Consider the following 26766-nt stretch of genomic DNA (forward strand, 5'->3'; position numbering starts at 1 on the left):
CTCAGCACTCAGCACTCCACAACTGATTGCTACCCTACTGAAAGGATGTGTGCATGGAAGAATGCCCAGGTTGTGGCAATTCCTCCCAAGAGGTAGTGAGCTACCCCTACAGCCCGACCCTGAATAATGCTCAGAGCGCGAGGCTGAATTGCTGGTGCTACCTTCAGTTTGTTATGCGCCCAAACAATGGACTCAATCAGTTCTTGCCAGTAGCCGCGACCACTGAACAGGAACATCAAGCTGAATGCCCAGACAAAGTGAGCGCCTAAGAAGAGTAGACCATAGGCAGATAGCGCGCTGCCATAGGAATTGATGACTTGTGTAGCTTGTGCCCACAAGAAGTCTCGTAACCAACCGTTGATGGTAATGGCGCTTTGGGCGAAGTTACCACCAGTGATGTGAGTTACAGTCCCATCTGCATCTACGGTTCCCCAAACATCTGATTGCATCTTCCAGCCTGAAGTGGAAAATTACAATAGACAGGGAGTTGTACATCCAGAAAAGTCCGAGGAATACGTGATCCCAACCAGAGACTTGACAGGTACCGCCACGACCGGGGCCGTCGCAAGGGAAGCGGAAGCCCAAGTTTGCTTTGTCTGGAATCAGACGAGAGCTACGGGCGTACAGTACACCTTTGAGCAGAATTAGGACGGTGACGTGAATGGTGAAAGCGTGAATGTGGTGAATTAGGAAGTCCGCTGTGCCCAAAACAATGGGTGCAGCTGCCACTTTACCGCCAACAGCCAAGACACCGCCGCCAAAGACATAGCTAACTGGTTCTAGGGCATTAGGTGCAGTTGTACCAGGAGCCAAGGCGTGGATACCTTGTATCCACTGGGCAAATACTGGCTGCAATTGAATCCCTGTATCAGAGAACAAGTCTTGAGGACGACCCAATGCACGCATTGTGTCGTTGTGGATGTAAAGTCCAAAGCTATGGAAGCCAAGGAAAATACACACCCAGTTCAGGTGAGAAATAATCGCGTCACGGTGACGAATCACCCGATCCAGCAAGTTGTTTTGATTCACAACTGGATCGTAATCCCGCACCATGAAGATCGCAGCGTGAGCCGCTCCACCAACAATCAAGAAGCCACCAATCCAAATATGGTGAGTGAATATGCACAACTGTGTAGCGTAATCAGTTGCCAAATATGGATAGGGGGGCATCGCGTACATGTGATGCGCGATGATGATGGTCAGCGAACCCAAGAAGGCTAGGTTAGTAGCCAACTGAGCGTGCCAAGATGTGGTCAGGTTTTCGTAGAGACCTTTGTGACCTTCGCCGGTGAAAGGACCTTTGTGGTTTTCGAGGATCTCTTTAATGCTGTGACCAATACCCCAGTTGGTACGGTACTGATGTCCAGCAACGATAAAGAGAACTGCGATCGCTAAATGGTGATGAGCAATGTCAGTCATCCACAAGCCACCTGTTACCGGGTTCAGACCGCCCTTGAAGGTCAGGATGTCAGCATACTGACCCCAGTTCAAGGTGAAGAAAGGTGCTAAACCAGCAGCAAAGCTGGGATACAACTCGGTCAACAAGTCTTTGTTCAAGATGAACTCGTGGGGCAAGGGGATGTCTTTGAGAGCAACACCTGCATCCAAAAGCTTGTTGGTCGGATTGGACACGTGGATTAAGTGACCTGCCCATCCCAAGGAACCACAACCTAGCAGTACTTGCAAGTGGTGATTCAGCATCGACTCCACATTCTGGAACCATTCCAGTTTGGGAGCGCGTTTGTGGTAGTGGAACCAGCCTAGCAAATAGGAACAAGCCTGCTAATACCAATCCACCGATCGCTGTGCAGTAAAGCTGGAAGGAGTTTGTAATCCCCCAGCCACGCCATACTTGGAACAAACCGGAGGTGATTTGAATACCGTGGAAACCACCGCCAACATCACCGTTTAAAATGTCTTGCCCGACAATGGGCCAAACAACTTGGGCACTTGGTTTAACGTTCAATGGGTCGCTTAACCAAGCTTCGTAGTTAGAAAACTTCGCGCCGTGGAAAATCATCCCGCTCAACCAAACCATCACTACGGCTAAGTGGCCGAAGTGGGCTGAGAATATCTTGCGGGATATGTCTTCTAAATCGCTTGTATGTGTATCAAAATCATGGGCGAGTGCGTGCAGGTTCCAAATCCATGTGGTGGTTTTGGGACCTCTGGCTAAGGATCTGTCAAAATGTCCAGGTTTTGCCCATGCCTCAAATGAGGTTGGAACTGGGTCATTATCAACGATTACTCTTGCCTTTTTTTCCTCTCGCTCCGGAGGACTTATTGTCATTTGACCTCCTCTCTTGATAAGGAATGAGGAATCATGAATACCACAAAGTGAACCATTACCGGATACTCAGAATTTTACTGAAGCCGCGATGAAGACCCTATGTGGAGAGTTGTTTCTCGTTGAATTATAGAGTCTTCACCTGCACTTTGTTGGAGATATTTTAACAATAATTCAAACTTGGTGGAATATTGCTGGAATTCCCGCCTTATCTGCCTTTTAACGTCAAACTATTTGTCTAAAAGTCAATAGATTAACCATTTTAATTTACAAAGAATAACAATTGGTAAGTTTTATGGTTTTGCTGTATGTGTTGGGCGTTCCAGCTTTTACTACTATTACTCATGAACATTTGTGTCATCTTTCCATTGTTGTAAGTAAAAAGCTGTAAAAAGTATGACTTATTTTAAAATCTACTGAAATAGACACAGGAAAACTTAGGCGATGTGAGGTGGATTTCACCTTTTGGGCTATAGTTCCAGATGGACAGTTTGAGCGAAAATAATCTGTCAATTGTCGAAGACTATCACTGGGTGCAACGCATGAACTCGTGGCAGAAAAGGGTGTTAGAGAAGCTCGTCCCTGAGAGGTTCCCGATTCTTAGGTGGATAATGACATTGTTGCTGGTATTAAGCTTGACCAGTTGCGGCGAGAAAGTCGCTAGCCAGGAAGTATCTAATAGCTATAGAGAAAACTCTCCACAGATTTCTCAAATTTCAAAGCAATTTTCGGAAGTTTCCCCACCATCTGTTATTCAAGAACTGCGGACAATTTTGGAAGTTTATCAGCCACAAGTGACAATTGTTACTCCAAAATCTGATGAAGTTTTTCAAGATGATAAAATTACAGCCAGTTTTCAAGTTAGGGATCTACCAATATTTAAAGACCCACAATTACAATTGGGGCCACATTTACACGTAATTCTGGATAATCAACCTTATATACCTGTTTACGACCTGAATCAGCCTTTGGTTTTGCCTGACTTGTCTCCAGGTACTCATACCCTGCGCGTCTTTGCCTCTCGTCCTTGGCATGAAAGCTTTAAGAATGAAGGCGCTTATGCCCAAACAACATTTCACGTCTTCACCAAAACCGACGACAACACCCCAGATTCTAAATTACCCCTGCTAACTTACAGCCGTCCTCAAAGCACCTATGGGGCAGAGCCAATATTACTGGACTTTTATCTAACTAACGCTCCCCTACATCTGATTGAGAAGGAAAACACTAACGACGGATTTAGTGATTGGCGTATCCGCGTCACAATTAATGGTGAAAGTTTTATTTTCGATCGCTGGCAAGCTGTTTATCTTAAAGGTTTCCAAACTGGTAAAAACTGGATAAAGCTGGAATTTCTCGATAATCAGGGAAATCCTCTCAAAAATGCCTTTAATACCACAGTCCGGTTGATTGACTACCAGCCAAAGGGTAAAGACACTTTATCAAAAATTGTGAGAGGAGAACTCACAGCAGATGAGGTTCGGGGCATTGTAGATCCGAATTATAAACTTGTACCTAAACCCACACCTACCCCTTCTGTTGAAAAAACACCCCAAATACAACCGAAGCTAGAAAAACAGCCCATTCCTGAAACTGAAGTTCCCAAAGAATCTAAAACACAGCCAGAACAACCAGAATTGGAAGTTCCAACGGCTGTACCATCTCCCACCTTATCCCCGACACCATCAGAAATCATTGAGTCTCCGATACCAGAACCACAGCCAGAGGTAACGCCGACTCCTGAATCAACGCCGTTACCTGAAAAAGTTATCCCTCAACCAACAAAACCTAGATTTGGCGGATTTTTTAATCGTGGGGCTGGTAAAGTTCCCACACCACAAACAACTGTTGCACCATCTCCTAGTTTGCCACCCACGCTGCCAGAGATTATCGAGTCTCCAGCACCAGAACCACAGCCAGAGGTAACGCCGACTCCTGAATCAACGCCGTTACCTGAAAAAGTTGCGCCTCAGCCAAAAAAATCTAGATTTGGGGGATTTTTCAACCGTCAAACCAGCAAGACACCAACTCCACAAGTAACAGTTGCGCCATCTCCCAGTTTGCCACCCACGCTGCCAGAGATTATCGAGTCTCCAGCACCAGAACCACAGCCAGAGGTAACGCCGACTCCTGAATCAACGCCATTACCTAAAATAAGCGCTCCCGAAACAGAAAAACCAGAGTTAACCAAAAATACTCAACTGTAACTCTTGCGCTAAAGCCTCAACAAATGCGATCGCACCTACAGGATTTCCGATATTATCCAACCCAGGACTGTAGCAAGCGATCGCTCCCTCTCCTGGTACTATTGCTACAAGTCCACCACCAATCCCTGATTTCATTGGTAGACCAATTCTGACTGCAAACTTGGCAGAAGCTTCGTACAATCCACAAGTTAACATCACAGCATTGACAATTAGGCGGTTTTGTGATTTTAAAAAGTTATTTTCACAAGCTAGCAGTTTTCCCAACAAAGCTAAATCTTCAACTCGCCCAGATATGCAGCATACTTGCTCGTAGGTGTCAAGCGCTGTTTCAATATTTTCTAGATGTCCAGCTTCAGCGAGATAGTTTGCGATCGCTTCATTAGCTGTTGAGCGGGTTAATCGCACTGAAGCTAGCATTACCTCATCTAAGCTTAATTGGCAACCTGCTAATTGGTTGAGCCATTGACAAAATAAAAGAGTGCGTTGATTTGCGTCCTTTCCTGGTAACTTATCAGCGAGAGTGATTGCCCCACTATTAATCATAGGGTTGCGAGGGTGGGCGCGATCGCTAACTAATTGTTCTAAAGAATTGAAGGGTGCATCCGATGGTTCCACCCCAACCCACTTAAAAACCGTTTCTGCTCCAAAATGTTCCAGCAGATAAAGGAGAGAAAATGTCTTAATCACGCTCATTAGCGGGAAAATAGAAGCTATATCCCCAAAACTGATACTTTCACCCGATTTAAGACAGATATGAACTGCAAACCAAGCAGGATCGGCTTTAGCTAATTGCGGAATGCGATCGGCAACTTGTCCTCGTTCAACTTGGGTTTGAGCTAACTGCACCCAGGCTGATAACTTCGTAGTAGTTAGTTTTTCAAGTCCTTTCAAAGTGTAAACTTTTTAACAATTTATTTTTTAAACGGCAACTAACAGTATAGTCTGATATTAATGGCTGAATTTACCCCTAAGTGGTTACGCAAAATTAAATTATTTCTGTCATTGCAAGCGGCATGAAATGTAACGTCTCGTAGAGAAACAATTCCAAACATAAGAGAATTGCCTCATTTTGCTTCGCTTTATTCACAATGACAAATGTATATAGCGTTTCCTAAGTAACTGAGGTACATCTAAATCTTTTCTAACAAAATAAGCAGCTTTAAAAACGTACCTCACCAGGTCGGGAACCCCCGGACTTAATTTTACAGTACTACTTATCACACCTCAGCATTGTTTCTAAACAACAGAACTGTATTGGAGGTAGGTTTGTGAATTTATCTAAACTGTCTAAAATTCTAGGTTTAACAACAGCATTTGCAATTTCATCACAAGCTACGTTGCTAATTCAACAAAACAAGGCTCTAGCGGATATTGATCTATCTATCCTTACATCTCTTACATCTGTACTTTATACAGGCGAATACTTATTCGCTGCCACTAATCAATACTTGATTTCACCTAATGGGGTATATAAAGCTATCCAGCAATCTGATGGAAACTTTGTTCTTTATGCTTACAACACTCGTCTGTGGGCATCAAACGTTATTGACACATCAGTTTACTACACCATAATGCAAACCGACTGCAATTTAGTCAGTTATAATTATAGTCGAAACCCTGTGTGGGCAAGTAATACAGGTGGGCTTGGTTCTAATTGTCGTCTCGAAGTTCAAAATGATGGAAACTTGGTAATTTATAGAGGTGATAATATTCCTGTATGGGCAACAAATACCAACAGATAAGCTGCCTTGTTTATACCATTTATTTATGAAGCTGCATAGAAATAACCCCACCGCCTGCGCATCTCCTCGATGCTTTGAGAGGAGTGGAAGTGGTGTTTATGGTATACTTTGAGACTTTTCAAACATTTTTTAACTCGACTTTATTCAAAATTAAGAACTTAGTTCTCCTTAATAGAGAAAAAACCCTAACTTTTTAGCAAAAACTTTTTCGATGTCACTGAATTCACGGTGAAATCTAAATAGGACTTACACAAATTATCTCTCAAACTCTGTTTCTCCGTGCCCTCTCTCTGTGCCTCTATGGTTCGTTATTCCGTAACTCGTGCATAAGTCCTACTAAAAAGTAAAAATAATACCCCATATAGGTTTTAGCATTAGCATTAGTGCAACGACTCTGTAGGAGTATCGCGTTGCTAGAAAATGGATAAAGTCGAGCTTAATTACGAATTACCAATTAGTATGATTCCCCGTGTCAGAGCGCCAGAATTACCGCGAAATTATTTTTGGCTCAATACCGATAAACCATTGTCTCTTAAACAACTTAAGGGTAGAGTCGTAATTTTAGACTTTTGGACATACTGCTGCATTAATTGTCTGCATATTCTGCCAAACCTGAAATATTTAGAACAAAAATATAAAGATAGCCTTACTATTATCGGCGTTCACTCTGCCAAATTTGAAAATGAAAAAGAAACAGAAAATATTCGCCAAGCTATTCTGCGCTATGACATTGAACATCCAGTTGTAGTTGACAAAGGTTTTCGGATTTGGGAAGAGTATGCTGTGCGTGCTTGGCCTACGTTAATAATTATCGATCCAGAAGGTTACGTGATTGGCCAGATTTCTGGTGAAGGAAACCGTGATACTTTAGACGAGTTGATTCAAAAGTTAATTCAGCAACACCAAAACAAAGGCACAATTAATTTCCAAGAAATAAGTTTAACTTTAGAAAAACAGCGCCAACCATTAATCACACCTTTAGCTTTTCCTGGTAAAGTTCTAGCTACTCAAGCAGGTTTATTCATCGCTGACTCTGGACATCACCGCCTAGTTATGAGTAGCTTTGATGGGGAAATTTTACAATTAATTGGGACTGGACAATCTGGCTTAACCGATGGTGCTTTTAACGAAGCGCAATTCTTTGCACCGCAAGGAATGGCTTATGATGCCGAAAATCAGATTCTTTACGTTGCTGATACAGAAAATCATGCGCTACGGCGAGTTGATTTAAAGCGCCAAGTAGTCAAAACTATTGCAGGAATTGGTGAACAAAGCCGCAATATTCATCCTCATGGCGGTGCTGCTTTAGAAACCGCGCTGAATTCCCCTTGGGATTTAGCGAAAGTGGGAAATACCTTATTTATTGCAATGGCTGGGCCGCATCAAATTTGGGAAATGGATTTAGAAACTGGCATTATCAAAACTTATGCTGGTACTGGTGCAGAAGCGTGTATTGATGGTTCACTTACCGAATCTGCCTTTGCTCAACCTAGTGGTATTACTAATAATGGGCAAGAATTATATATTGCTGACAGTGAAGTTAGTTCAATTCGTGGTATTGGAATTGTCGAACCGTATCAAGTAAGAACTGTTTGCGGTAGTGGCGGTTTATTTGGTTTTGGCGATGTTGATGGACAAGGTGAAGATGTCCGTTTCCAACACTGTTTAGGAGTGGAATACGCGCAGAATTTTTTGTGGGTAGCAGATACTTATAACCATAAAATTAAATTAGTTAGTCCTAGTGGGAATTGTCAAACAGTTTTGGGAGATGGTTTTGCTGGTTTACAAAATGGTCAAAGTAAAAATAGCCGCTTTTTTGAACCTTCGGGATTGAGTGCTTTGAGTTCTTTTTTATATATTGCTGATACTAATAACCATGCTATTCGTTGTGTAGATTTGGATACTTTTGAGGTGACAACTCTTCAATTTCCTGGTTTATGTGCGCCAGATGTTTGTATTCCACTTAATTTATAGAATGATAACCTTACGCAAAAGCGTAAAGGAAAATTCTCTGTTTCAGGACTATGCGTGATATTTTAAAGAGTAATTTTTTAGAGCGATCGCTTGTATGCAATTAGTCGTTTTTGATATTGATGGTACACTAACAAATACCAACAAAATTGATGAAAATTGTTTTGTACATGCTTTCGCGCTGGAATTTGGTATTTTTGGTATAAATACAAATTGGGCTGAATATACGTACACCACAGATTCTGGAATTACCCAGCAAATTTTTCAAGAAAAATTAGAACGTCTTCCTTCAAATGAAGAGTTAGTAAGACTTAAAGCACGTTTTATTAGCCTCCTCCAGGAAGCATTTATTAACAAGCAAGATTTGTTCAGCGAAATTCCTGGTTCTGCAAATGTATTAGCTAAATTACAGCTAGACCCTGATTGGTGTGTTGCGATCGCAACTGGTGGTTGGGGTGAGTCTGCTAAATTAAAACTTCAAAAAGCTAACTTAGTAATAGAAGGGATACCGTTGGCTTCAGCAAATGATGCACTATCACGAGAAGATATTATTAAAACAGCTATCCTCCAAGCCAAAAATATTTATCAAGTTGAAAATTTTCGGAAAATTGTTTTTGTAGGTGATGGTGTTTGGGATGTAAAAGCAGCCTATCAGTTGAGTATTGCTTTTATTGGAATAGGTGATACTAAATTAACAAATGTAGGTGCTACTAAAGTAATTAAAGACTTTACAAATCTAGAAAATTTCCTGAAAATATTACAATCCGCAGTAATCCCGAAATTTTCTATGAACACCATTCTCCACATTACCAAACGTCAACAATGGGAACAAGCAAAAAATCTTGGTACATATCGCGCTGATTCGTTAGACAGTGAAGGTTTTATACATTGTTCAAAATCTACGCAAATACTCAAGGTTGCAAAGAGATTTTTTGATAATCAAAAAGAATTGGTACTACTTTTGATTGATTCTGAAAAAGTCAAAGCTGAAATTCGCTATGAACCTGCTGAAATAGTAGAATTATTTCCTCACATTTATGGTGAGTTAAATATTGATGCTGTGTATCAGGTGATTGATTTTGAAGCTGGGGAAGATGGTTTATTTGAGTTGCCGCAAGAAGTTATAGATTTAGAATAACGAACCGCAGAGGACACGGAGAAGGAGAGGAGGAGACGCTTTTTGGTTAGAGCATTTGCTACATCTCAAATTTAATTCTCGTTCGCTAAGAGGATGTTTGAAAAGTTTTGGGCGATTGGAAATCGCGACTACACAGACGAAACCCACCTACGTGGGTTAAGAAGCTTGATTTTGTGTTAGTCCGCGCAGACGGACTTTGCTTGTGTAGGGCAAGTAATAATTTAGACTTTTCAAACTTTTCAAACAACCTCTAAGGTAAAATCAAGGTTTTGCCTTGGTAGACGTGATTTATAACGCCCTTTTAAAGTATTTCGCGCTTTACTTAAAGAACGGGAATTAATCTAGAGCAATTGTGACCGAATTTAATTTACAAATCCAAGAAAATAGCGATCGCTTGTCAACTCCACTGGAGGATGCTTTACCTAGCTTGCTTCCCCTTCAGAGTACAATACACTGTGTCAACACCAAAAGCGATCGCCTCGACCGTTACCTTTCCCAAGAATTACCAGATTTATCTCGTTCTCGCATCCAACAGTTAATCGAACAGGGTAACGTCCAACTTAACGATCGAGTCTGCACATCTAAGAAGATCAATGTCAAGCTAGGCGATCGCATCACTCTCGAAATACCAGAAGTTCAACCTTTAGAACTACAAGCCGAAGATATCCCCTTAGATATCCTATATGAAGACGACCAGTTACTTATTCTCAACAAACCCGCAGGTTTAGTTGTCCATCCTGCGCCCGGTCATCCAGATGGTACTTTAGTAAATGCTCTATTGGCTCACTGTCCCAATTTACCAGGAATTGGCGGAGTCCAACGTCCGGGAATTGTCCATAGATTGGATAAGGATACTACAGGTGCGATCGCGATCGCTAAAACAGATATTGCCCATCATCATCTACAAGCACAACTGAAAGCAAAAACTGCACGACGAGAATACTTGGGCGTAGTTTATGGTGCGCCAAAAACTGAAAGTGGCACTATTGACTTGCCTATTGGTCGCCATCCCCAAGACCGGAAAAAAATGGCTGTTATGCCTGTTGAACAAGGCGGACGAGTCGCTGTCACTCACTGGAAAGTATTAGAACGTCTTGGTAACTTCACCTTAATTCACTTTCAATTAGAAACTGGACGCACACATCAAATTCGTGTTCACAGCAGCAAAATTGGTCATCCCATTGTCGGCGACCCAGTTTATAGTTCTGGCCATTCAGTGGGTGTAAATTTGCCTGGTCAAGCACTACACGCTTGGCGACTCAAATTGCAGCATCCCCTATCTGAGGAGTTGATTGAGGTGACAGCTACTCCTCCCGCCCACTTTACAAAACTTTTAGAGATGCTAAAAAGACGAACTACACTTTAAGTTCATCCACGCTTGAATCTAACCCCGTTTTAAATACATCAAGTATTGATAAAAAACCATTAACAACTAGCGTGCATTAGACATGGGATAGAGTTTGTTTCACTTAGTTATATCTAAATAAAACTCCTACATAACCCAAGACTTATGCACGCTATAAAACGATCCAATGGATGTACTAGCCAGCCACCGACCAAAAATCGTTATTTAATTCCTGACAGTTGCCGATAAGGTACAGACTTTTCGATATCGATGTTGTATGGCGAGATCCGTTGTGGAGCATTGCCAGTTGCATTGATACTTTGTGCCAAACCCAAGAATAAAGCTGGATCGCCAGCCTTGGGCTTTTGCTCTTGTGGAAGGAATCTGCGTACTTCGACCTGCCAAATGATTTGGGGGAAACCCAATTTGGCACGGTGATAATCTTCGTATCGCGGAGATTTGATGTTGAATGGCAACTCACCCGCAGACTGGGATGGCAGTATCCGACGGCGCTGATAAGGCACTGTGGAATATCCAAAATTGCTCAGGTACTCTTCAGTGTTGAGCACTTCATCAATAAAGCCTACAATCCCCTTGGTAGCGACCACAATTGACCAAGCGATTTTTTCCCGCTCGCTGTAGGGATCGCGTCCTAGAACCCGCTGAATTACTTGCTCAACAAAGCGATAATTATTGTTGAGGTCGTAGAAGCTTTTCTTAAAGGTGTTGGAAAGCACCAACCCACGAATAAAGTCCCGTACTGTAATTTGTCCATTACGGAGTTGAGACTCTAAATACGTTTCGCGATCAGCAGCAAAAGCATAAAAGAAAATTTGACGATATGCTGCTTCGATCAGATCGCCTAAATCTGACGGAGAAAGTATATTGTCTGTAGTAAAAATCCTGGGCTGCTCATCACCAGGTACTTCGTATCCAGCTACACGCTGATTTTGACTTGAAGGTTCATATTCTAACAGAGGAAGTGGCACTCTAAAGCCTCCATGTTCTTAATTAAAGTTAACAACTTTTAATCACATATTAAGGGAGTAGTTGTATCAGAACTTCAGATTCTGATAAAATTTCACGAAACTTAACTAAGCAGAATTTAAGTATTCGTAGGATAAATGATTAGTCTGCTGGATTCAACCCATAGCTAATCAATAAATAGGTAATCAGACTTCTAGCTTAATGACTACGTAAATCGACTAAAAAATTTTATTCACATATTTTAGATTAGGAGATTCAGTTTCACCTTTTTGAATTGAAGCAATAATTTTTAACATTTAGCAAAAGAAATTAATAGAATATGGGGCATTGGGCGTTAGGAGTGCTGAGTTAGGAGTTAGGAGTTAGGAGTTAAGAGTTTTGTTTATCTCCTTGTCCCCTCATCTCCCCTGCTCCCCTGCTCCCCTGCCCCCTCGGCGAGTCAGCGACCTATCCAAAATTCCAGGGGATCTATGGTTGATTTACAGTAAGGCCAACTACGCAAAGTTGCTTCCATTCCTGCCTGCCAGTAGGGTGGTTCCAATCCCAGTCCTAAGCATAGATGAGATAGGATACTAGCAAACTGCTCATTGTGACCAAACTCTCCTAGATGGGCATGGGCGTATTCATGGACAACTACACCAAACCAATCTCTAGGTGCAACTCGACCAACATCTACCAGAATCGTGATTGGGTTTGTGAGAATATTGCACAGCCCATCTATGCCGAAAGATTGAGCTATGGGGACTGCAAAAATTTGGATTTGGCGACGTTCTTGGGGATGAAAGCACTCATGACAAACTTCCAGATAGGTGTTGATCTGAGCGTTTACAGCGTTAATATTCTCGCCGATCCAAGTGCAAATGGGGATGCGATCGCGCAGGTTATCAAACACATCCACCATACCCGGTTCTAGGGCAAGTCCCTGTACCAGACGCAGATAATCTTGCCCACGAGTAAAAGCATCGCTCTGCTTGAGATAATTCACCAGCCCAAAACTGAATAAAACTGTCTTTTTTCCAGAACATCCGTCCCAAGTTTTTCTGTTACTTCTTCTGGGCTAGAAACCTCAACAGAAGTTTCAATGCGGCTTTCACTACAAAATGATGCGGTGCTAAAGCCACCAAACCGTTTGACTGTACTGGTTCGTAGTCGCATATTTGGGCTGGCGAACCAGAATCGCTCAATGGAACTCATTGTTTCGTATTCGGTTGTCAACACTAGTCCATCTTCATCATCCATGTGAAAAAGACCGACTACAGGCACTATTTCGGCGTAGCCTCTTTCGCGGAGTAATTTACCTTGCCTTGGGTTATCGCCATCAGGCACGATCGCAAATATAGTTTTCCCCTGATGATTCTCCTCACCCTCTCGATCCCAAGCCATTGTTCCTAGCCAACGCACACGCGAACCACCGACTGAAAGGCTGGGGTCAATCTCATGATACTGGCACAGTTCAATGATTTCTGGATGATCGGCATCGAGAGTTTCTACCTGTATATCCGATTCTCCTATCTCTGAGCGCTTGAACGCCAGATGATGAGTTGCACGTTGCGATCGCCACTTACCAGCACTTAGCTGAAAAAATTCCATTGCGTCTATCAATCTTCTGACTCCTACTTATTACTCCTGCGGATGATGTTTTACGAGGTCTTTCTTTTTAGAGTAGTTGGTATATAAACATTCTAAACATTACAGCGATTAGCGGCCAGCTTCAAGAAACACCCTGAAAAAGGAGATACAGAAGTGTTGTTATGTAATTGTAAACTTTTATAAGCATGGTTCTTTATAGCTTGACAATGTAGACATTTTAATGTCCAAGTGCTAGACTATTAGAAAGCGATCGTCTTCCAATAACAACAAATACCTTTCGATTCAGTCAATCACAGGAGTGAATGATGGACTTTCCAGTCGAATTAACTTTAGAACAACAGTTTCGCTTACAAAATTTGAAAGACCAAGTAAAAAGTTTGAGTCAACAAGAGGCTCAAGAATATTTACTAGAAGTTTTACGGCAGATGATGGTAAAAGATAATTTGGTCAAACATCTGTTAAAACAAGCTTGATACAGTAAAAACCAAGATTTTTTCCTTAAGACTTACGCAATGGCAGAGTTCCATAAAAATGCGTAAGTCTTAATTTTTTTGCCCAATTTCGGCTAAATTTTGATTTTTTGATCGGGAAAGCCAAAATTATAGGTAAATATTACAGATTATTACTTTGTCTCTCATAGTAAAGACTAGGGTACTATTGATCCCCTATGTTTTTGTTTGGCTACTCACAGTTAACCTGATCGAGAACACGCCAGAAATAATATCCGCCATTTGTGAATATTAAGGAGAACTCATGGTTCTTGATGCTTTTTCCAGAGCTGTAATTGCGGCTGATGCCAAAACCGCTCCTATCGGTGGTGCTGACTTGGCAGCCCTGAAGTCTTTCATCGCTGAAGGCAACAAGCGCCTTGATGCAGTGAATGCGATCGCCAGCAACGCTAGCTGCGCGGTTTCTGATGCTATTGCTGGGATTGCTTGTGAAAATACAGGTTTGCTACAAGCTGGTGGTAACTTGTATCCCACTCGCCGGATGGCTGCTTGCTTGCGTGATGCTGAAATCGTTCTGCGCTATGTAACCTACGCACTATTGGCTGGTGATTCTTCCGTATTAGACGATCGTGCTTTGAACGGTTTGAAAGAAACCTACACAGCTTTGGGCGTACCCACTGGCTCTTCTGTACGGGCTTTCCAAATCCTGAAGGCTATCAGCGTCGCTCACATCACCAACACCAACACTGAAGCTAACGCTGGTAAAAAGTTCCGTAAACAAGAAGTTGTTCAAGGCGACTGCTCTGCTCTAGCTGCTGAAGCTGCTAGCTACTTCGATCGCGTAATTTCTGCTTTGAGCTAATCGCTCATGGCTAAAGGCTGTTAGCCAAGCAAACTGAAATTAAAACTCGATCAAATCTAATCTGGAGTATAAAAAGCAATGAAATCAGTTATCACTACAGTTATTGGATCTGCTGATGCAGCAGGTCGTTTTCCAAGCAGTTCCGATCTAGAATCCGTTCAAGGTAGCATTCAGCGTGCTAATGCTCGTCTAGAAGCTGCTGAAAAGCTAGCTTCTGGTATCGATAACGTAGCTAAGGAAGGTTATGATGCTGCCTTCAAGAAATATCCTTACCTGAGCCAAGATGGTGAAGCTGGCGACACTCAAGTTAAGAAAGACAAGTGCCTCCGCGACATCAAGCACTACTTACGCTTGATCAACTACAGCTTAGTTGTGGGCGGCACTGGTCCTTTGGATGAGTGGGGTATTGCAGGTGCTCGTGAAGTTTATCGCTCTTTGGGTCTGCCCACCGCTCCCTACGTTACCGCGTTGACTTATACTCGCGATCGCGCTTGCTCTCCTCGCGACTTGTCTCCTCAAGCGTTAGTTGAGTTCCGCTCTCTTCTTGACTACGTAATCAACTCCCTTTCATAGTAATAGGGATTGACTAGACGTAGACGAGTGATCGTCATACTCTAAAACTCAGGGACTCTCAGTCTGTTGCTTTGCCTGTATCAGGTTGAGTGATTGAACAAGAGTCCCTCTGTTGTTAATAATTCGTAATTCGTAATTCGTAATTCGTAATGACGCTCTCTACGAGATGCTAAAAGCGTAGCTTGCTTCTCTGTAAGAGTACGCGGACTCGCTAACGTAATTCGTAATTAATGATTGAACTTGGAGGATTTAAACAGGGAAGTTTTCTTTTATGACAATAGATTCTTTATTTGCACAGTTAAAACACCCCAACCCCAATTTGCGAGAACGAGCCATGTGGGAACTGGCTGATGTCCGTGATGAAAATACCATTCCTCGGCTGATGGGTATTTTAGATGAAGAAGATGTCACCTATCGTCGAGCTGCGGTAAAAGCACTGGGTGCTATTGGTATAGATGCTGTACCGCTACTGGTAGAGTCATTAGTAAATAGTGATAATGCGACCATTCGGGGTAGTTGTGCTAAAGCTCTAGCACAGGTTGCGGCTAATCATCCTGATGTTCCCTTCCCAAATGAAGGCTTACAGGGATTGCAAACAGCGCTCAATGACCCAAATCCAGTTGTTTATATCGCATCAGTAATGGCATTGGGTGAGATTGGTTCTCCCGCCTTTGAGATTTTGACTGAAGCTCTGAAAACAATAGATAATGTTGCAGTGGCTGTGGCGATCGTTAATGCAATCGGTTCTATGGGCGATATCCGAGGGGTGGAAGTGCTGACGGCATTGACAAATGATGAATCTATCGATCCTTATGTTCGGGAGTCAGCGGTGAGTGCTTTGCCCCGATTAGATCAAGTGATTAAATATAAGAGATAAATATAAGAGAGAGTAGCGATCGCTCTTACAACTACTTTTATCAATCCCAATAGGGCGCATACATTTAGATAAACTTCAGCTAGTAGACTACTATAAGCAGCTTGGTCAAAAGTAAGGATCATTTTCCATTTACCTTTGTCATATTCTGTCCATCGCTTTATTCCCAAGCTTCTTCCTCTAACTGCCTCTCAATTTGAGAAATCGCCAACTTCATCACTGCTTGAACCCCCGCTTCTTCTTCCTCCATTAATGCGGCTTGCAGGGGTTCTAAAGCAGCACCGTCGCCAATCTTCATCAATGCCAGAGCCGCTGCTTTTCGAGTTTCCCAATCGGGATGATGTAGTAATTCAACAAGACTAGGAATTGCCGAGCGATAGGTGAGGCTACCCAAAGCTGCTGCGGCTTCACACCTGACAATTTCAGATGGATCGTTGAGGGCATTAATTAAAATATTAAATGCTCCTTCTTGAGTGCCTTCTTGAGCAATTTTAGCGATCGCACCCACTACCGCAGCCCGAACTTCAGCGGAGTCTGAGTTAATCTCTCGATATAAATGCTCCTTCGCTTCTGCACCAATAAATCCTAACGCCCATACTGCATGACCTTTGGCACTTTCTGGATACTCGGTTGACGCTAAGATTTTCAGCAATGCTGGTACAGCTGCCTCACCTATTTTGGCCAGCCCCCCCACCGACGAGGTTTTGACCACCATATCTTCATCATTTAAGAGGGCATTGACCAAAGTCGGAACTGCGATCGGATCGGCGATCAGTGTCAAGGTTTTAGCGCTGGCTCTCCGCACAACTGGGTTGGGATGACTTGCCACAGCTTCCATCAATAAAGGGGTCGCTGGTTTGCCGATTTTACCCAAAGCCTCTGCAAAACTCAACCTCACCATGCCTCGTGAGTCTCCCATACTCTCAACCATCCGCTTTATTAGCTCTTGGTCATCGGAGTTGAAGGTGTTTAAGCTTAATTGCTCACTCACCGCTTTAAATAAAGCGTCACTTTCTGCATGGGACAGATTTAACGAATCTGCCCCGGATTGAGTTTCGGAGTTGAGCATATAATTTCTAGCTAAATTATCAAGACAAATGACTAGTTGCTGCCACTCAAGGCAGCCTGTTGATTACGGAGTTCCTGGAGTGCAGAATCAATCTTGGCAAGCTCAGGCTCCAGTTTTGCCATAACGCTTACTCTCATCAACTTAGCCCGTTTTGCAGTTTCCGTAGTTTCTTGAACTAGACGTTCCCGATATTGCTCAAGTTCTGCAATTACTTCTGCTACATCTTGAGCAGTTATGTTATTGGCTGTTGTGAGTTCAGAGGTTTCATCCATAAGTTTGGTTTCCTAAATATGTGTTTATATGAATGATGTGCGATTGGTTACTCGCTAAAGACTAACGTTTAGCTGTTACATAAAACTGAACAATTAGCAAGAGGCAACTGAACTAATAGCTGACAAATGCATATATTATGATCTTCTCAGATCGCGTTACCACTGGTAAAGCTTTTTGACGTAAATCTTCAAAAGTTTAACCCAACTACATTCTGGAAAAAGATCGTGGAAACGACAAGAAACAACCCACTAGATATACGCCACATTAGTCCTACAGTAAGAGAGCTAATTAAGCAATACGCTGTTGTAAATAACTGTACGCAGGCCGAAATGCTAGAGCGTATTGTTTTAGAGTGGAACACCCAACAAAGTGACAGCGAACGACCAGCAGGAGATGAGGATGAATAGCTTTTTTGTACAGTTTTTTTGAGGGCGATGATGCGGTTTTTTGGTTTGTTTGGCTCTACCTCGTTATTTTGTACTCGCCCCGTCTACGCTTCATCTTCCCAGTCCCCAATCACTAGTAGCCAGTCCCTAGTACGATAGTAAAAGTGACTTCAAAGCAATTATCCAAGAGCCATTTATAGATCAATGGATAAACGTTTTTTTAAAATGTTTGGGCTGACAGAAGAAGAAGCGATCGCAATTATCGATACACCATTAGAACAACTCGAAGACGCTTCTGATAAGTATATTGCTGTTTCCCATTTAATTAACTTCCCCACTGAGCAATCGATCGCGGCTTTGGTGCGGGCAATTGAAACCAGTAACCCTGATGAGTTAGACCACCGCATTGTCCGACGCAAAGCTGTAGAAAGTCTGGGGCGATTACAGGCACAATCAGCTTTACCTGTAATTCGGCAATGTCTTAAAGATGATGATATTTATACTGTTGAAAATACTGTGTGGGCAATCGGGGAAATTGGCACTAAAGAGCCAGAAATTCTCGAAGAGGTGGCACAACTACTGGATAAACCAGATCAAATCTATCGAGTCATTATTCACACTCTAGCTAACGCTGACTATCAGCCTTCCCTAGAACGTGTACGGAAGTTTACCCAAGTTGAGGATGAACCTACCCGTAGTGCAGCGATCGCTACAGTTTGTCGCTTCACGGGTGACTACTCCCAAATTACCGAGGTGATGGCGCTGCTGCAAAGTTCTAGCGTCAATGCACGGCGCGGTTCTATTCAAGACCTGATTGATTCCCGCTACTACAAAGCCATCCCAGAAATTGCCCGTTGTCCTGTATCTCTGGTGTTTCGCTTGCGAGGATTGCGGATGCTTTTGGATGCAGGTGTTCCCAGTGGTGAAATTACCTTTACAGAAATTCAACCTTACTTAGAGCAAGTACTTTACGATCATCCCAACGACCTCGATCTAGTACATGAGTATGATGCTACCCCTGTTCTAGATTTTGTGATTAACGAACTCTACGAAACCGATTTTGGACGTTGCTATTTAGCGACAAAAACCTTACTAGATATCTATCCACAAGAAGCACCCCAAGCACTTTTAGTAACTTATGGCGACAAAGCATATAACGACTATGGCGCTCATTATCATGTGATGAAACTTTTCGGCTGGCTAAAATATGCACCCGCCTACGATTTATTAATAGAAAACCTGCACAACCGCGAACCCCAGTTTCAGAAATCTCGTGCGGCCTGTGCGATCGCTCTTGGTGAATTGGGTGATTCACGAGCAATTCCTGAAATCAAAATTTGCCTGAATACACCGATTTGGGATTTGAAATACGCTTGTTTATTAGCGCTAGACCGCTTAGGAGATTCCTCCGGTCGGGAAATTTGCACTAGCGATCGTGATTGGCTAATTAGGGCGAAAGCGACAAGTAATCAATAGCGCTGGCGACTGGAAGTCGCGGCTACATAAACATAGAAGCTTTACGGCTACTGGTCTATCGCAAAAGTTTTAAGAGGTTAGTGGTGTTCAGATCCCCGACTTCTTGAAGAAGTCGGGGATCTAGCAGCCTGTCATTACACCCCACCCCCAACCCCTCCCCGCAAGCGGGGTGGGGTTCTTTGGGTTTAATAAGCAATCTCAGCGGACATGATATTACTTGCTACTGGTGCTAGTGACTGCTTCGTTTAAAACTAACTTTGGTTCTGGAGTCTCTTCTTCTTCTGGCAAACCGTAAATCGATCTGTACAACTTTACGTACTCCTTAGCAGATTGATACCAACTAAAATCTTGACTCATACCCCGTTTTTGTAGTTCTTGCCATTGCGGTTTGAAACGGAAGCCTTCCCAAGCTCGGATCATACAAGTGAAAAGGTCTAGCGGTTCATAGCGATCGAAGCAATAACCAGTACCAGCAGCATTTTCAGGGTCGTGATGGCTTACAGTGTCAACTAATCCACCTGTGCGGCGGACAATGGGTACAGAACCGTAGCGCAAAGCCATCATTTGGCTAATACCGCATGGTTCAAAACGGCTGGGCATCAAGAAGGCATCAGTACCAGCATAGATCCGGCGAGACAGGGCATCGTTATACAGTAAGTAAGTTGCCATGCGTCCGGGGAAGCGGGATGCTAATTGCCACATCTGAGTTTCATAGTTGCGATCGCCTGTCCCTAACAGCACAAACTGGGCATCTGTATAAGATAGGAAGCGATCGAGGATTTGCAATATCAAATCAATGCCTTTTTGTTCCACTAATCGGGTAACAATCCCAATAAAAAAGGCTTTGGAATTAACTTCTAATCCTAGCTCTTGTTGCAAAGCAACTTTATTGGCTTTGCGTTTTTCTAAAGTATCAGCAGTAAAGGTTTGCTCAATATATTTGTCATTTTCTGGGTTATAAACCTCGGTATCAATACCGTTGATAATCCCAGATAATTTACCGCTAATAAAGGACAGCAAACCTTCTAATGTCTCACCGTAAGTAGCTGTCTTGATTTGCTCGGCATAGGTGGGCGAAACTGTATTTACCTTGTTGGCAAATTGTACCGCCGCCGCCATGACGTTGTGTCCTTGCATATACCAGGGACACCAAGTAATTTTTTCTAAATACCAACGCCACGGCCCTTGATAAGCCAGGTTATGGATGGTAAACACTGTGGTGATATCAGGATCTTGGTGCATCCACACGGGAATCATCCCTGTATGCCAATCGTGACAATGGATAATATCTGGCTTCCAGTAATTCCAGGCGAACTCGGCTGCACCATTAGCAAACAATGTGAACCGCCAATCTTCATCATCTCCAGAATAGATGCGGCGCGGCATGAAGGACGGATGTCCAAATAAGTACAAGGGAACATCAGTACCAGGCAGAATACTTTCATATACTGCAAAGTGCTGGAACATGGCATCTCCCCACCAGATCGGTTCTTGGGGAATTTCCATTTTGTCTGGCAGGAAGCCGTAGTAAGGCAAGAATATCCGCACATCATGCCCCATTTCTCTCAGGACTTTGGGTAATGCCCCGACAACATCACCCATTCCTCCTACTTTCGCAACGGGTGCTGCTTCTGCTGCAACAAATAGAATCCGCATGGTAATTTTTGCTTCCCTGAGTCTATATTGTCAAATTAACTTTCTGAAATCCCGACCAACGCGAATTGTCGCGTCTGGCACATATTTAGTGCAACGGCGATCAATTCTTATCTAATCACATTGGCTTGCCCAATTGCTTAGGAACCGCGCTGAATCACCGCAAAAATTTCTGATAAAATTTCTTGCGCTCCCTGTTGCCGCAACAGTTCTGCTAGTTCTGTGCCTAGTGCTTCGGCATTATTGGCAAGTCCGGTGACGGTATCTTTTACGAACTTTTGACCATCTACACTGGCGACTATCCCGGTTAAGGTCAAATTCTCACCCGATATTTCTGTATTTACACCGATAGGTACTTGACATCCACCCTCTAGAGAACGGAGAAAAGATCGTTCGGCAAGACAGCGATCGCGTGTTTCGGTATGTTCAATTGCTTTGAGTAGAGATAGCACTTCACTATCATCAGCACGGCATTCTATCCCCAAAGCTCCTTGCCCAACCGCGTGGAGGGAGATTTCTTTGGATAAGATTTGATGAACGCGATCGCCCATTCCCAATCTCTCTAATCCTGCGGCTGCCAAAATCAAAGCATCGTATTCACCTGCATCCAGTTTTGCCAACCGTGTAATCAAGTTTCCCCGCACATCTTTAAATGTAAAGTGAGGGAAGTGATGGCGTAACTGTGCTAAACGTCTTAGAGAAGATGTACCAATTACCGCACCTTCTGGCAACGTCTCGATTTGTTTATCTTTGTGCTTTTCATGCACAACTAATGCATCGGCTGGGTTTTCTCGTTCAGTGATTGCTGCTAACGTCAACCCTTCTGGTAAGTGAGTCGGCAGATCCTTGAGAGAATGAACGGCAAAGTCAATCTCTTGATTGAGCATTCCAACTTCAAGTTCTTTAGTAAAAAGTCCTTTATCGCCAATCTTAGCTAATGCTACATCCAAGATTTTATCGCCTTGGGTAGACATGGTGTGGACTTCAAAAGTGATATCAGGAAAGCTTTTCTGGAGCTGCTCTTGTACCCAATAGGTTTGAACCAGAGCAAGTTGGCTTTTGCGCGAACCAATCCGAATAGTGCGTGGGGGACTAGAAACAACTGAAGTCATAAAACAATATATCAAAGGAGGCGATAAATTCACTCTCATCTAGACTACCGTAGTCAGGGACTCATACGAATTTTGGGTTTTAGATTTGGGATTTTGGATTACAATTCTTTACCAAAAACTTGTTTGTGAAATCTCAAATATGAGAAGTATAGGGAAAAGGAATTTTCATTGCTCCTTGTGAGCGGACTTTAGCTAAGGGATTTCCAAATAAAAAAAATATCCAATTAACTCTTGTGGGGTGGGCGTCTCGCCCGCCCAGACGCCCACCCCACAATAATGGATGATTTATTTCTTGGAGTTCCCTAACTATTGAGTCCGTTGTTGAAGGCAGTGTTCTAATTCAGTGTTGAGTGTTTTTAGCTGTTTGTAAAGTTCTGACTGCTTGGATGTAGCGATCGCTCATAATGGCGATCGCTACACCTCAAGTTTCAGCTAGTACCCACCAAATTTTGGGAAATAACCAAATGTAGTCAGCAAACTAAACAAGACAATCAGTGCCAGCGTCGAAGCTAATAGCAATAACACCACATCTCTGTCAGAACTGCGTAAGAAGGTCTGGAAATTAAAAGGCTCAACCTGCTTTCTCGTCAAGGGAAGCGGCAATTTATCGCGATAATCTTCGCCATAACGAGCCATTCTGGCAAAAGGTAATTCCCCTAGAGAGTGTCCCTGTAAAATTCGTCGCCGTTGATAGGGGACTGTATTGTAACCAAAGTTACTCATGTACTCCTCACTATCCACCAAATCGTCGATAAACCTGTACAGTCCTTTACTAGCTAGCACAATTGACCAGGCTAGTTTTTCGCGTTCATTGTAAACCTCACGACCCAATAAGCGCTGTACGCATATCTGCACAAAGCGGTAATTGTTGTTGCTTTCGTAATTAAGTCGCCGAAATGCATCAGATATTGCTAATCCTCGAATGAAATCCCTAGTTGTAATTTGACCAGTTCTCAGTTGTGATTCTAGACAGGTTTGGCGGTTGCTATCTAGCATCTGTTGTTCGTGGAAAACCTGGCGATAGGCTGCCTTAATCAAGGCATCCATTTCTAGTGATGATTGCAGATATTCGGCTGTATAAATTCTAGGTTGCTCGTCGCCAAGAATCTCATATCCAGATACACGATGATTTCGAGATGAAGGGGAATAGCTTAACAATGGAATAGGCATATTAGAGCTATAAATTTGAAGGGATTGGGCATTATGTATGAGGCAAAACAGTTCCGTTAGCGAGGCGTTGAGTCAGTTCCAAGTTCTGAAGATTCCCACCTCAGCACTCCTGAAGGGCATTTATTGATTGCTTTTGTCTCCCTTATCCCCAGTTCCTAGCGCTTTGAGTTGTAACCACCGCAAAATTGACTAGTAGTATGTCAAATTTAAGTTCGTAGTAAGGACTTCATTCCTTATTTTCTAAGCACTAAAGTGCTTACTACAAACCTTCAAGATTAACTTGACAAAGTAATAGTAGGCTGTAGTGGAACTTTATATATCTTTAACAAGTTGCTCAAGCAACAACTTGTCTGATTAATTGAGATGGTAGCTGGATTTACGCATTGATGGGAGCGCAACTGAAGAGATGCCTAAAGTTTAATTCAATTGCCCTTTGCTACTAAACAGATAAACTTGCGATCGCTGATTTCACTTTGCTGAAACTACGACTCAAGAACATTAATTTGCTCACTTCCCATAATATAGGAATTTCCTAAAACCTGTCTATATACAATTCTGATGATGGCTTTAAATTTTTCTACCGACTAACCAAACACCCTTCCACTTGAGTGAGTATTTTGAAACAGGCGGCTAAAAATAGACTTCTTTGGGAAGGTTTTAAAGATTCTTGGCTTTTCTTGGTGTATGATGCGATCGCATATTCCGCTAAACTTGTTCAATATCTCTAAAAAACTCAGCCTTAAAAGGGAAGTTGAAAATTTAGAGGAATCCTAAGAATAATTTGTTATCTTCATTAGTTATCCAAGCTTAGTTATTATACCTTATGAATCGTTCCGCCTGTTTAATCTTCAATCCTGTTGCGGGTCAGGGCGACCCAGATACAGAGCTAGCAGAAATTCGGGCAATATTAGAGCCAGAGATCGATCTAGATATTCATTTTACAACTGAAGAAATCGATGCTGACCAACTGGCATATCAAGCTGTAGAGCGAGGAGTAGATGCAATCATTGCTTCTGGGGGGGATGGTACTCTCTCAATAGCGGCGGCGGCGTTAGTGGGAACTGATATCCCCTTTGGGATCATTTCTAGAGGAACAGCGAACGCTTTTGCCACAGCTTTAGGAATTCCTGACACGATCGCAGGTGCGTGTCAGACAATTTTGCAGGGAGCTACCACCCATGTAGACGTAGCTTATTGCAACGATCGCCCAATGGTACTTTTGGCAGGTATTGGCTTTGAAGCTGAAACTGTAGAATTGGCAGACCGAGACGCCAAAAATCGCTTTGGGATGATGGCCTACGTTTTGGCAGGAATCCAGCAATTAAGAAATTTAAAAAACTTTGATGTTGAAATTGAAACTGAAGATAGGATAATTAAAACTAGTGCCTGTGCAGTAACGGTAGCAAATGCCGCACCTCCCACTTCAGTTTTGGCTCAAGGCCCAGCAGGTCTGGTTTATGATGATGGGTTACTAGATTTAACGATTGTAGCTCCAACTAACAAGGCAGGAGCGATCGCTGCCACGTTTCATCTATTTCAAACGGCTTCCACAGGTAACGCCGTTGAACGGGATGATATTGGTTTTCTGCGAGCGAAACAATTTAAAATTACCACTGAGCCACCACAAAAAGTTGTTCTAGATGGTGAAATAGTCGGCACAACACCTGTAGAAATTAAGTGTGTACCAGCAGGCTTAAGAATTTTTGTGCCATTAGTAGAAGAAGTTGAGCCGACCGAAAAACTAGAGGGACTCCCTAATCTGACTATTGAGATGAAAGATACGGCAGAAGAATGAGGGTATGGGCATGGGGTATTGGGCATGGGGCATGGGGAAAGGGAAAGGGGTAAGGGGAAAAGGGTAAGGGGAAAAGGGGAAAGATTAAATTTATTCCTTTTCCCTTTTCCCTTTAACCTTTAACCCTGCTCCCCCTGCCTCCCCTGCTCCCCTGCCCCTCTGCTCTCCCTGCTCCCCTTCAATTGAAAACTCAGGAGTAGGTTGCATTGAAACTTGTATCTGATCCAGCGATCGCTAAGAAAATTCGGAAAATGAATCAGCGGGTGCGGTGGCAAGATCCGTTAATTGTGGAACGGGATATCGACCAAACTCGGCTGGTGTTGGAAGATGGTCAAACAGACAACTCTGAGTTCTCATTTTTAGTTGTCGGTGATAGTGGTTCCGGTAGACACAGAGGACACAATCCCCAGCGACAGGTGGCTGAACTTATGCTCCCTCATCACAACGAATCCCGGTTTATGCTGCATACGGGGGATGTAATCTATTTAGTTGGATCGAGTGAATATTACCAGCAAAACTTCATCCAGCCTTACCGAGAGTTTATCTCTGGCATAGAGCATCGCAAACGGATTGCTTATGACCAGATGGTTTTTAAGCTGCCCATTTTACCTGTGCCGGGAAATCACGATTACTATAACTTGCCAATCTTATTGAGCTTGGCATCTCTAACAACCTTACCCATTCGTCACCTGTTGCGATCGCGGTTAGACCTAGATGTGGGCTTGCATGGCTCAGGATGCGGTGACGCTTACGCAAAGGCATTTCTCGACTATCTGAAGGCGTTTCAGCTTCCAGAAGAGTTAGCCAGTCACTTAGATCGGCACTACACAGCCAAGACAGATACAGGTCGTTGTCTTTCTTATCAACCTGGGCAATTTACCCGCCTTCCCAATCGCTATTACACTTTTCGTTATGGCGGTATTGATTTCTTCGCTTTGGATTCTAATACCTTTAACGATCCACCACCGCTACCGAAAACAAAAAAAGGTAAAGCCGATCGCAAACTCTTAGAAAAACGTCGTGAAGATTTCGAGCGAGAAAAGCAGCAAATCATTGAAACCTCAGCCAAACTTCGCCCGGAAAACCCGAATGAAGCCGATCAATTAGATGACTTCCATGCCAAGATGTCACAAATTGAAGAAATTATCGTTGATATCGATAAGCAACTAGCCACTAATAAGACAACGCTGACTGACATTGAACAACTGGATTGGCTCAAGCAAAGATTAATTGAATCTTGGAATAATCCTGAAGTTCGGGGAAGGATAATTTATTTTCATCATCCTCCTTATGTAACTGAGGCGACGAAGTGGGAACAAGCACAAACTCTAATCGTTCGCGATCGCTTGCGTGGCGTGTTGAATGCGGTAGCTAAAGAAATCGGTTCTTTAAATCAGGGTCGTCCTTTAGTCGATTTGGTAATAAATGGTCACGCACACTGCTTGGAACACCTAGAAACAATGGATACGGGACACGCTGATTCTCATATCCACTGGATTGTTTGTGGTGGTAGCGGGTTTAGTTTGCGACGCCAACGGATTGAGGGAGCAGATTTGATGGAGGAGAATAGGTTAGTAGCGCGATCGCATCTCTTCATCGGTCGCAACGGTCAAGGTTCTCAGAAGCGACGACCTTATTCAGGTTTACGTATTGACGTTAAAGGCGATGGACAGCCTAAGTTTATTGTTCGTCCTTTGGTTGCCGAATGGTATCAGCGGCAATGGCATAATTGTGAACTTGAGCCACTGATTATCTAGTAATACTGCTGTATTAAACCCGTAGAGATCCAAAACGCTTACGCAGGAGA

The 26766-nt window shown here is 43.0% G+C and carries 22 protein-coding genes and 2 pseudogenes; 14 read left to right on the plus strand and 10 right to left on the minus strand.

What is annotated here, in order from left to right; all coding sequences use genetic code 11:
• Positions 1 to 29 precede the first annotated feature (29 nt).
• Positions 30 to 2290, minus strand: a pseudogene (gene psaA / locus QUD05_RS06625) (photosystem I core protein PsaA).
• A gap of 539 nt (positions 2291 to 2829) precedes the next feature.
• On the opposite strand from psaA, the gene QUD05_RS06630 reads away from it, so the two are divergent.
• A complete protein-coding gene (locus QUD05_RS06630; RefSeq protein ID WP_289799898.1) occupies positions 2830 to 4494 on the plus strand; it encodes a hypothetical protein in 1665 nt (554 codons plus the stop codon).
• Here the strand turns inward: QUD05_RS06630 and glsA are convergent.
• Positions 4471 to 5385: a glutaminase A gene (gene glsA / locus QUD05_RS06635; protein ID WP_289795379.1), complete on the minus strand. Its 915-nt coding sequence runs from the start codon at positions 5383 to 5385 to the stop codon at positions 4471 to 4473. The genes QUD05_RS06630 and glsA overlap by 24 nt on opposite strands.
• 377 nt (positions 5386 to 5762) lie before the next feature.
• Between glsA and QUD05_RS06640 the strand changes: the two genes are divergently transcribed.
• The 5 genes and pseudogenes from QUD05_RS06640 (at position 5763) to QUD05_RS06660 (ending at position 10711) form a co-directional block, all read left to right on the plus strand.
• Positions 5763 to 6236: a hypothetical protein gene (locus tag QUD05_RS06640; protein WP_289795380.1), complete on the plus strand. Its 474-nt coding sequence runs from the start codon at positions 5763 to 5765 to the stop codon at positions 6234 to 6236.
• 459 nt (positions 6237 to 6695) lie between these two features.
• Complete coding sequence (locus QUD05_RS06645) at positions 6696 to 8210, plus strand: thioredoxin-like domain-containing protein (protein ID WP_289799899.1); 1515 nt, start codon at positions 6696 to 6698, stop codon at positions 8208 to 8210.
• 94 nt (positions 8211 to 8304) lie between these two features.
• Positions 8305 to 8871, plus strand: a pseudogene (locus QUD05_RS06650) (HAD family hydrolase); the annotation flags it as partial.
• Positions 8872 to 8994: 123 nt separating this feature from the next.
• Entirely contained in the window at positions 8995 to 9345 is a 351-nt protein-coding gene (locus QUD05_RS06655; protein ID WP_289799900.1) for a DUF952 domain-containing protein, read from the plus strand.
• A 448-nt stretch (positions 9346 to 9793) separates the two neighbouring features.
• The gene (locus QUD05_RS06660) at positions 9794 to 10711 is read left to right on the plus strand and encodes an RluA family pseudouridine synthase (protein ID WP_289799901.1); all 918 of its coding nucleotides are present in this window, start codon (positions 9794 to 9796) and stop codon (positions 10709 to 10711) included.
• Between the two features lie 200 nt (positions 10712 to 10911).
• On the opposite strand, the gene QUD05_RS06665 is transcribed toward QUD05_RS06660, so the two are convergent.
• From QUD05_RS06665 to QUD05_RS06675, 3 genes are all read right to left on the minus strand, one after another.
• Positions 10912 to 11679 carry a phycobilisome rod-core linker polypeptide gene (locus QUD05_RS06665; protein WP_289795381.1) on the minus strand — a complete coding sequence of 256 codons (768 nt, stop codon included), beginning with the start codon at positions 11677 to 11679 and terminating at the stop codon, positions 10912 to 10914.
• Between the two features lie 437 nt (positions 11680 to 12116).
• Positions 12117 to 12662, minus strand: coding sequence for a hypothetical protein (locus QUD05_RS06670; protein ID WP_289795382.1), 546 nt, complete (start codon positions 12660 to 12662; stop codon positions 12117 to 12119).
• Positions 12659 to 13276, minus strand: coding sequence for a phycobiliprotein lyase (locus tag QUD05_RS06675; RefSeq protein WP_094349981.1), 618 nt, complete (start codon positions 13274 to 13276; stop codon positions 12659 to 12661). Before QUD05_RS06675 ends, QUD05_RS06670 begins: the two co-directional genes overlap by 4 nt.
• Positions 13277 to 13569: 293 nt before the next feature.
• On the opposite strand from QUD05_RS06675, the gene QUD05_RS06680 reads away from it, so the two are divergent.
• From QUD05_RS06680 to QUD05_RS06695, 4 genes are all read left to right on the plus strand, one after another.
• Positions 13570 to 13740, plus strand: coding sequence for an NblA/ycf18 family protein (locus tag QUD05_RS06680; RefSeq protein WP_416211620.1), 171 nt, complete (start codon positions 13570 to 13572; stop codon positions 13738 to 13740).
• A gap of 280 nt (positions 13741 to 14020) precedes the next feature.
• The gene (gene cpeB / locus QUD05_RS06685) at positions 14021 to 14578 is read left to right on the plus strand and encodes a phycoerythrin subunit beta (RefSeq protein ID WP_289795383.1); all 558 of its coding nucleotides are present in this window, start codon (positions 14021 to 14023) and stop codon (positions 14576 to 14578) included.
• A 78-nt stretch (positions 14579 to 14656) separates the two neighbouring features.
• Positions 14657 to 15151 carry a C-phycoerythrin subunit alpha gene (gene cpeA / locus QUD05_RS06690; protein WP_289795384.1) on the plus strand — a complete coding sequence of 165 codons (495 nt, stop codon included), beginning with the start codon at positions 14657 to 14659 and terminating at the stop codon, positions 15149 to 15151.
• A gap of 271 nt (positions 15152 to 15422) precedes the next feature.
• The gene (locus QUD05_RS06695) at positions 15423 to 16028 is read left to right on the plus strand and encodes a HEAT repeat domain-containing protein (RefSeq protein ID WP_289795385.1); all 606 of its coding nucleotides are present in this window, start codon (positions 15423 to 15425) and stop codon (positions 16026 to 16028) included.
• 157 nt (positions 16029 to 16185) lie between these two features.
• Here QUD05_RS06695 and QUD05_RS06700 read toward each other — a convergent pair whose 3' ends face one another.
• Both QUD05_RS06700 and QUD05_RS06705 read right to left on the minus strand, forming a co-directional pair.
• On the minus strand, positions 16186 to 17094 hold the full coding sequence (locus tag QUD05_RS06700; protein WP_289795386.1) for a HEAT repeat domain-containing protein: 909 nt from the start codon (positions 17092 to 17094) through the stop codon (positions 16186 to 16188).
• 32 nt (positions 17095 to 17126) lie between these two features.
• On the minus strand, positions 17127 to 17366 hold the full coding sequence (locus QUD05_RS06705) for a DUF8630 family protein (RefSeq protein WP_289795387.1): 240 nt from the start codon (positions 17364 to 17366) through the stop codon (positions 17127 to 17129).
• 225 nt (positions 17367 to 17591) lie between these two features.
• On the opposite strand from QUD05_RS06705, the gene QUD05_RS06710 reads away from it, so the two are divergent.
• Positions 17592 to 17774: a hypothetical protein gene (locus tag QUD05_RS06710; protein WP_289795388.1), complete on the plus strand. Its 183-nt coding sequence runs from the start codon at positions 17592 to 17594 to the stop codon at positions 17772 to 17774.
• A 183-nt stretch (positions 17775 to 17957) separates the two neighbouring features.
• Positions 17958 to 19229, plus strand: coding sequence for a C-phycoerythrin alpha-cysteine-82 phycoerythrobilin lyase CpeY (gene cpeY, locus QUD05_RS06715; protein WP_289795389.1), 1272 nt, complete (start codon positions 17958 to 17960; stop codon positions 19227 to 19229).
• A 213-nt stretch (positions 19230 to 19442) separates the two neighbouring features.
• Here the strand turns inward: cpeY and glgA are convergent, their stop codons facing one another.
• The 3 genes from glgA to QUD05_RS06730 form a co-directional block, all read right to left on the minus strand.
• Positions 19443 to 20885, minus strand: coding sequence for a glycogen synthase GlgA (glgA, locus tag QUD05_RS06720; protein ID WP_289795390.1), 1443 nt, complete (start codon positions 20883 to 20885; stop codon positions 19443 to 19445).
• Positions 20886 to 21022: 137 nt separating this feature from the next.
• Positions 21023 to 21994 carry a hydroxymethylbilane synthase gene (gene hemC, locus QUD05_RS06725; protein ID WP_289795391.1) on the minus strand — a complete coding sequence of 324 codons (972 nt, stop codon included), beginning with the start codon at positions 21992 to 21994 and terminating at the stop codon, positions 21023 to 21025.
• Between the two features lie 432 nt (positions 21995 to 22426).
• Positions 22427 to 23164, minus strand: coding sequence for a phycobilisome rod-core linker polypeptide (locus tag QUD05_RS06730; RefSeq protein ID WP_289795392.1), 738 nt, complete (start codon positions 23162 to 23164; stop codon positions 22427 to 22429).
• Positions 23165 to 23987: 823 nt separating this feature from the next.
• Between QUD05_RS06730 and QUD05_RS06735 the strand changes: the two genes are divergently transcribed.
• Positions 23988 to 24959 carry a YegS/Rv2252/BmrU family lipid kinase gene (locus QUD05_RS06735; RefSeq protein WP_289795393.1) on the plus strand — a complete coding sequence of 324 codons (972 nt, stop codon included), beginning with the start codon at positions 23988 to 23990 and terminating at the stop codon, positions 24957 to 24959.
• Between the two features lie 206 nt (positions 24960 to 25165).
• Positions 25166 to 26716 (plus strand): metallophosphoesterase family protein, encoded by a 1551-nt coding sequence (locus tag QUD05_RS06740; RefSeq protein WP_289795394.1) that lies wholly within the window; start codon positions 25166 to 25168, stop codon positions 26714 to 26716.
• The last annotated feature ends 50 nt before the right edge of the window (positions 26717 to 26766 follow it).

It is taken from the genome of Nostoc sp. GT001, assembly GCF_030382115.1.
Taxonomy (GTDB): domain Bacteria; phylum Cyanobacteriota; class Cyanobacteriia; order Cyanobacteriales; family Nostocaceae; genus Nostoc.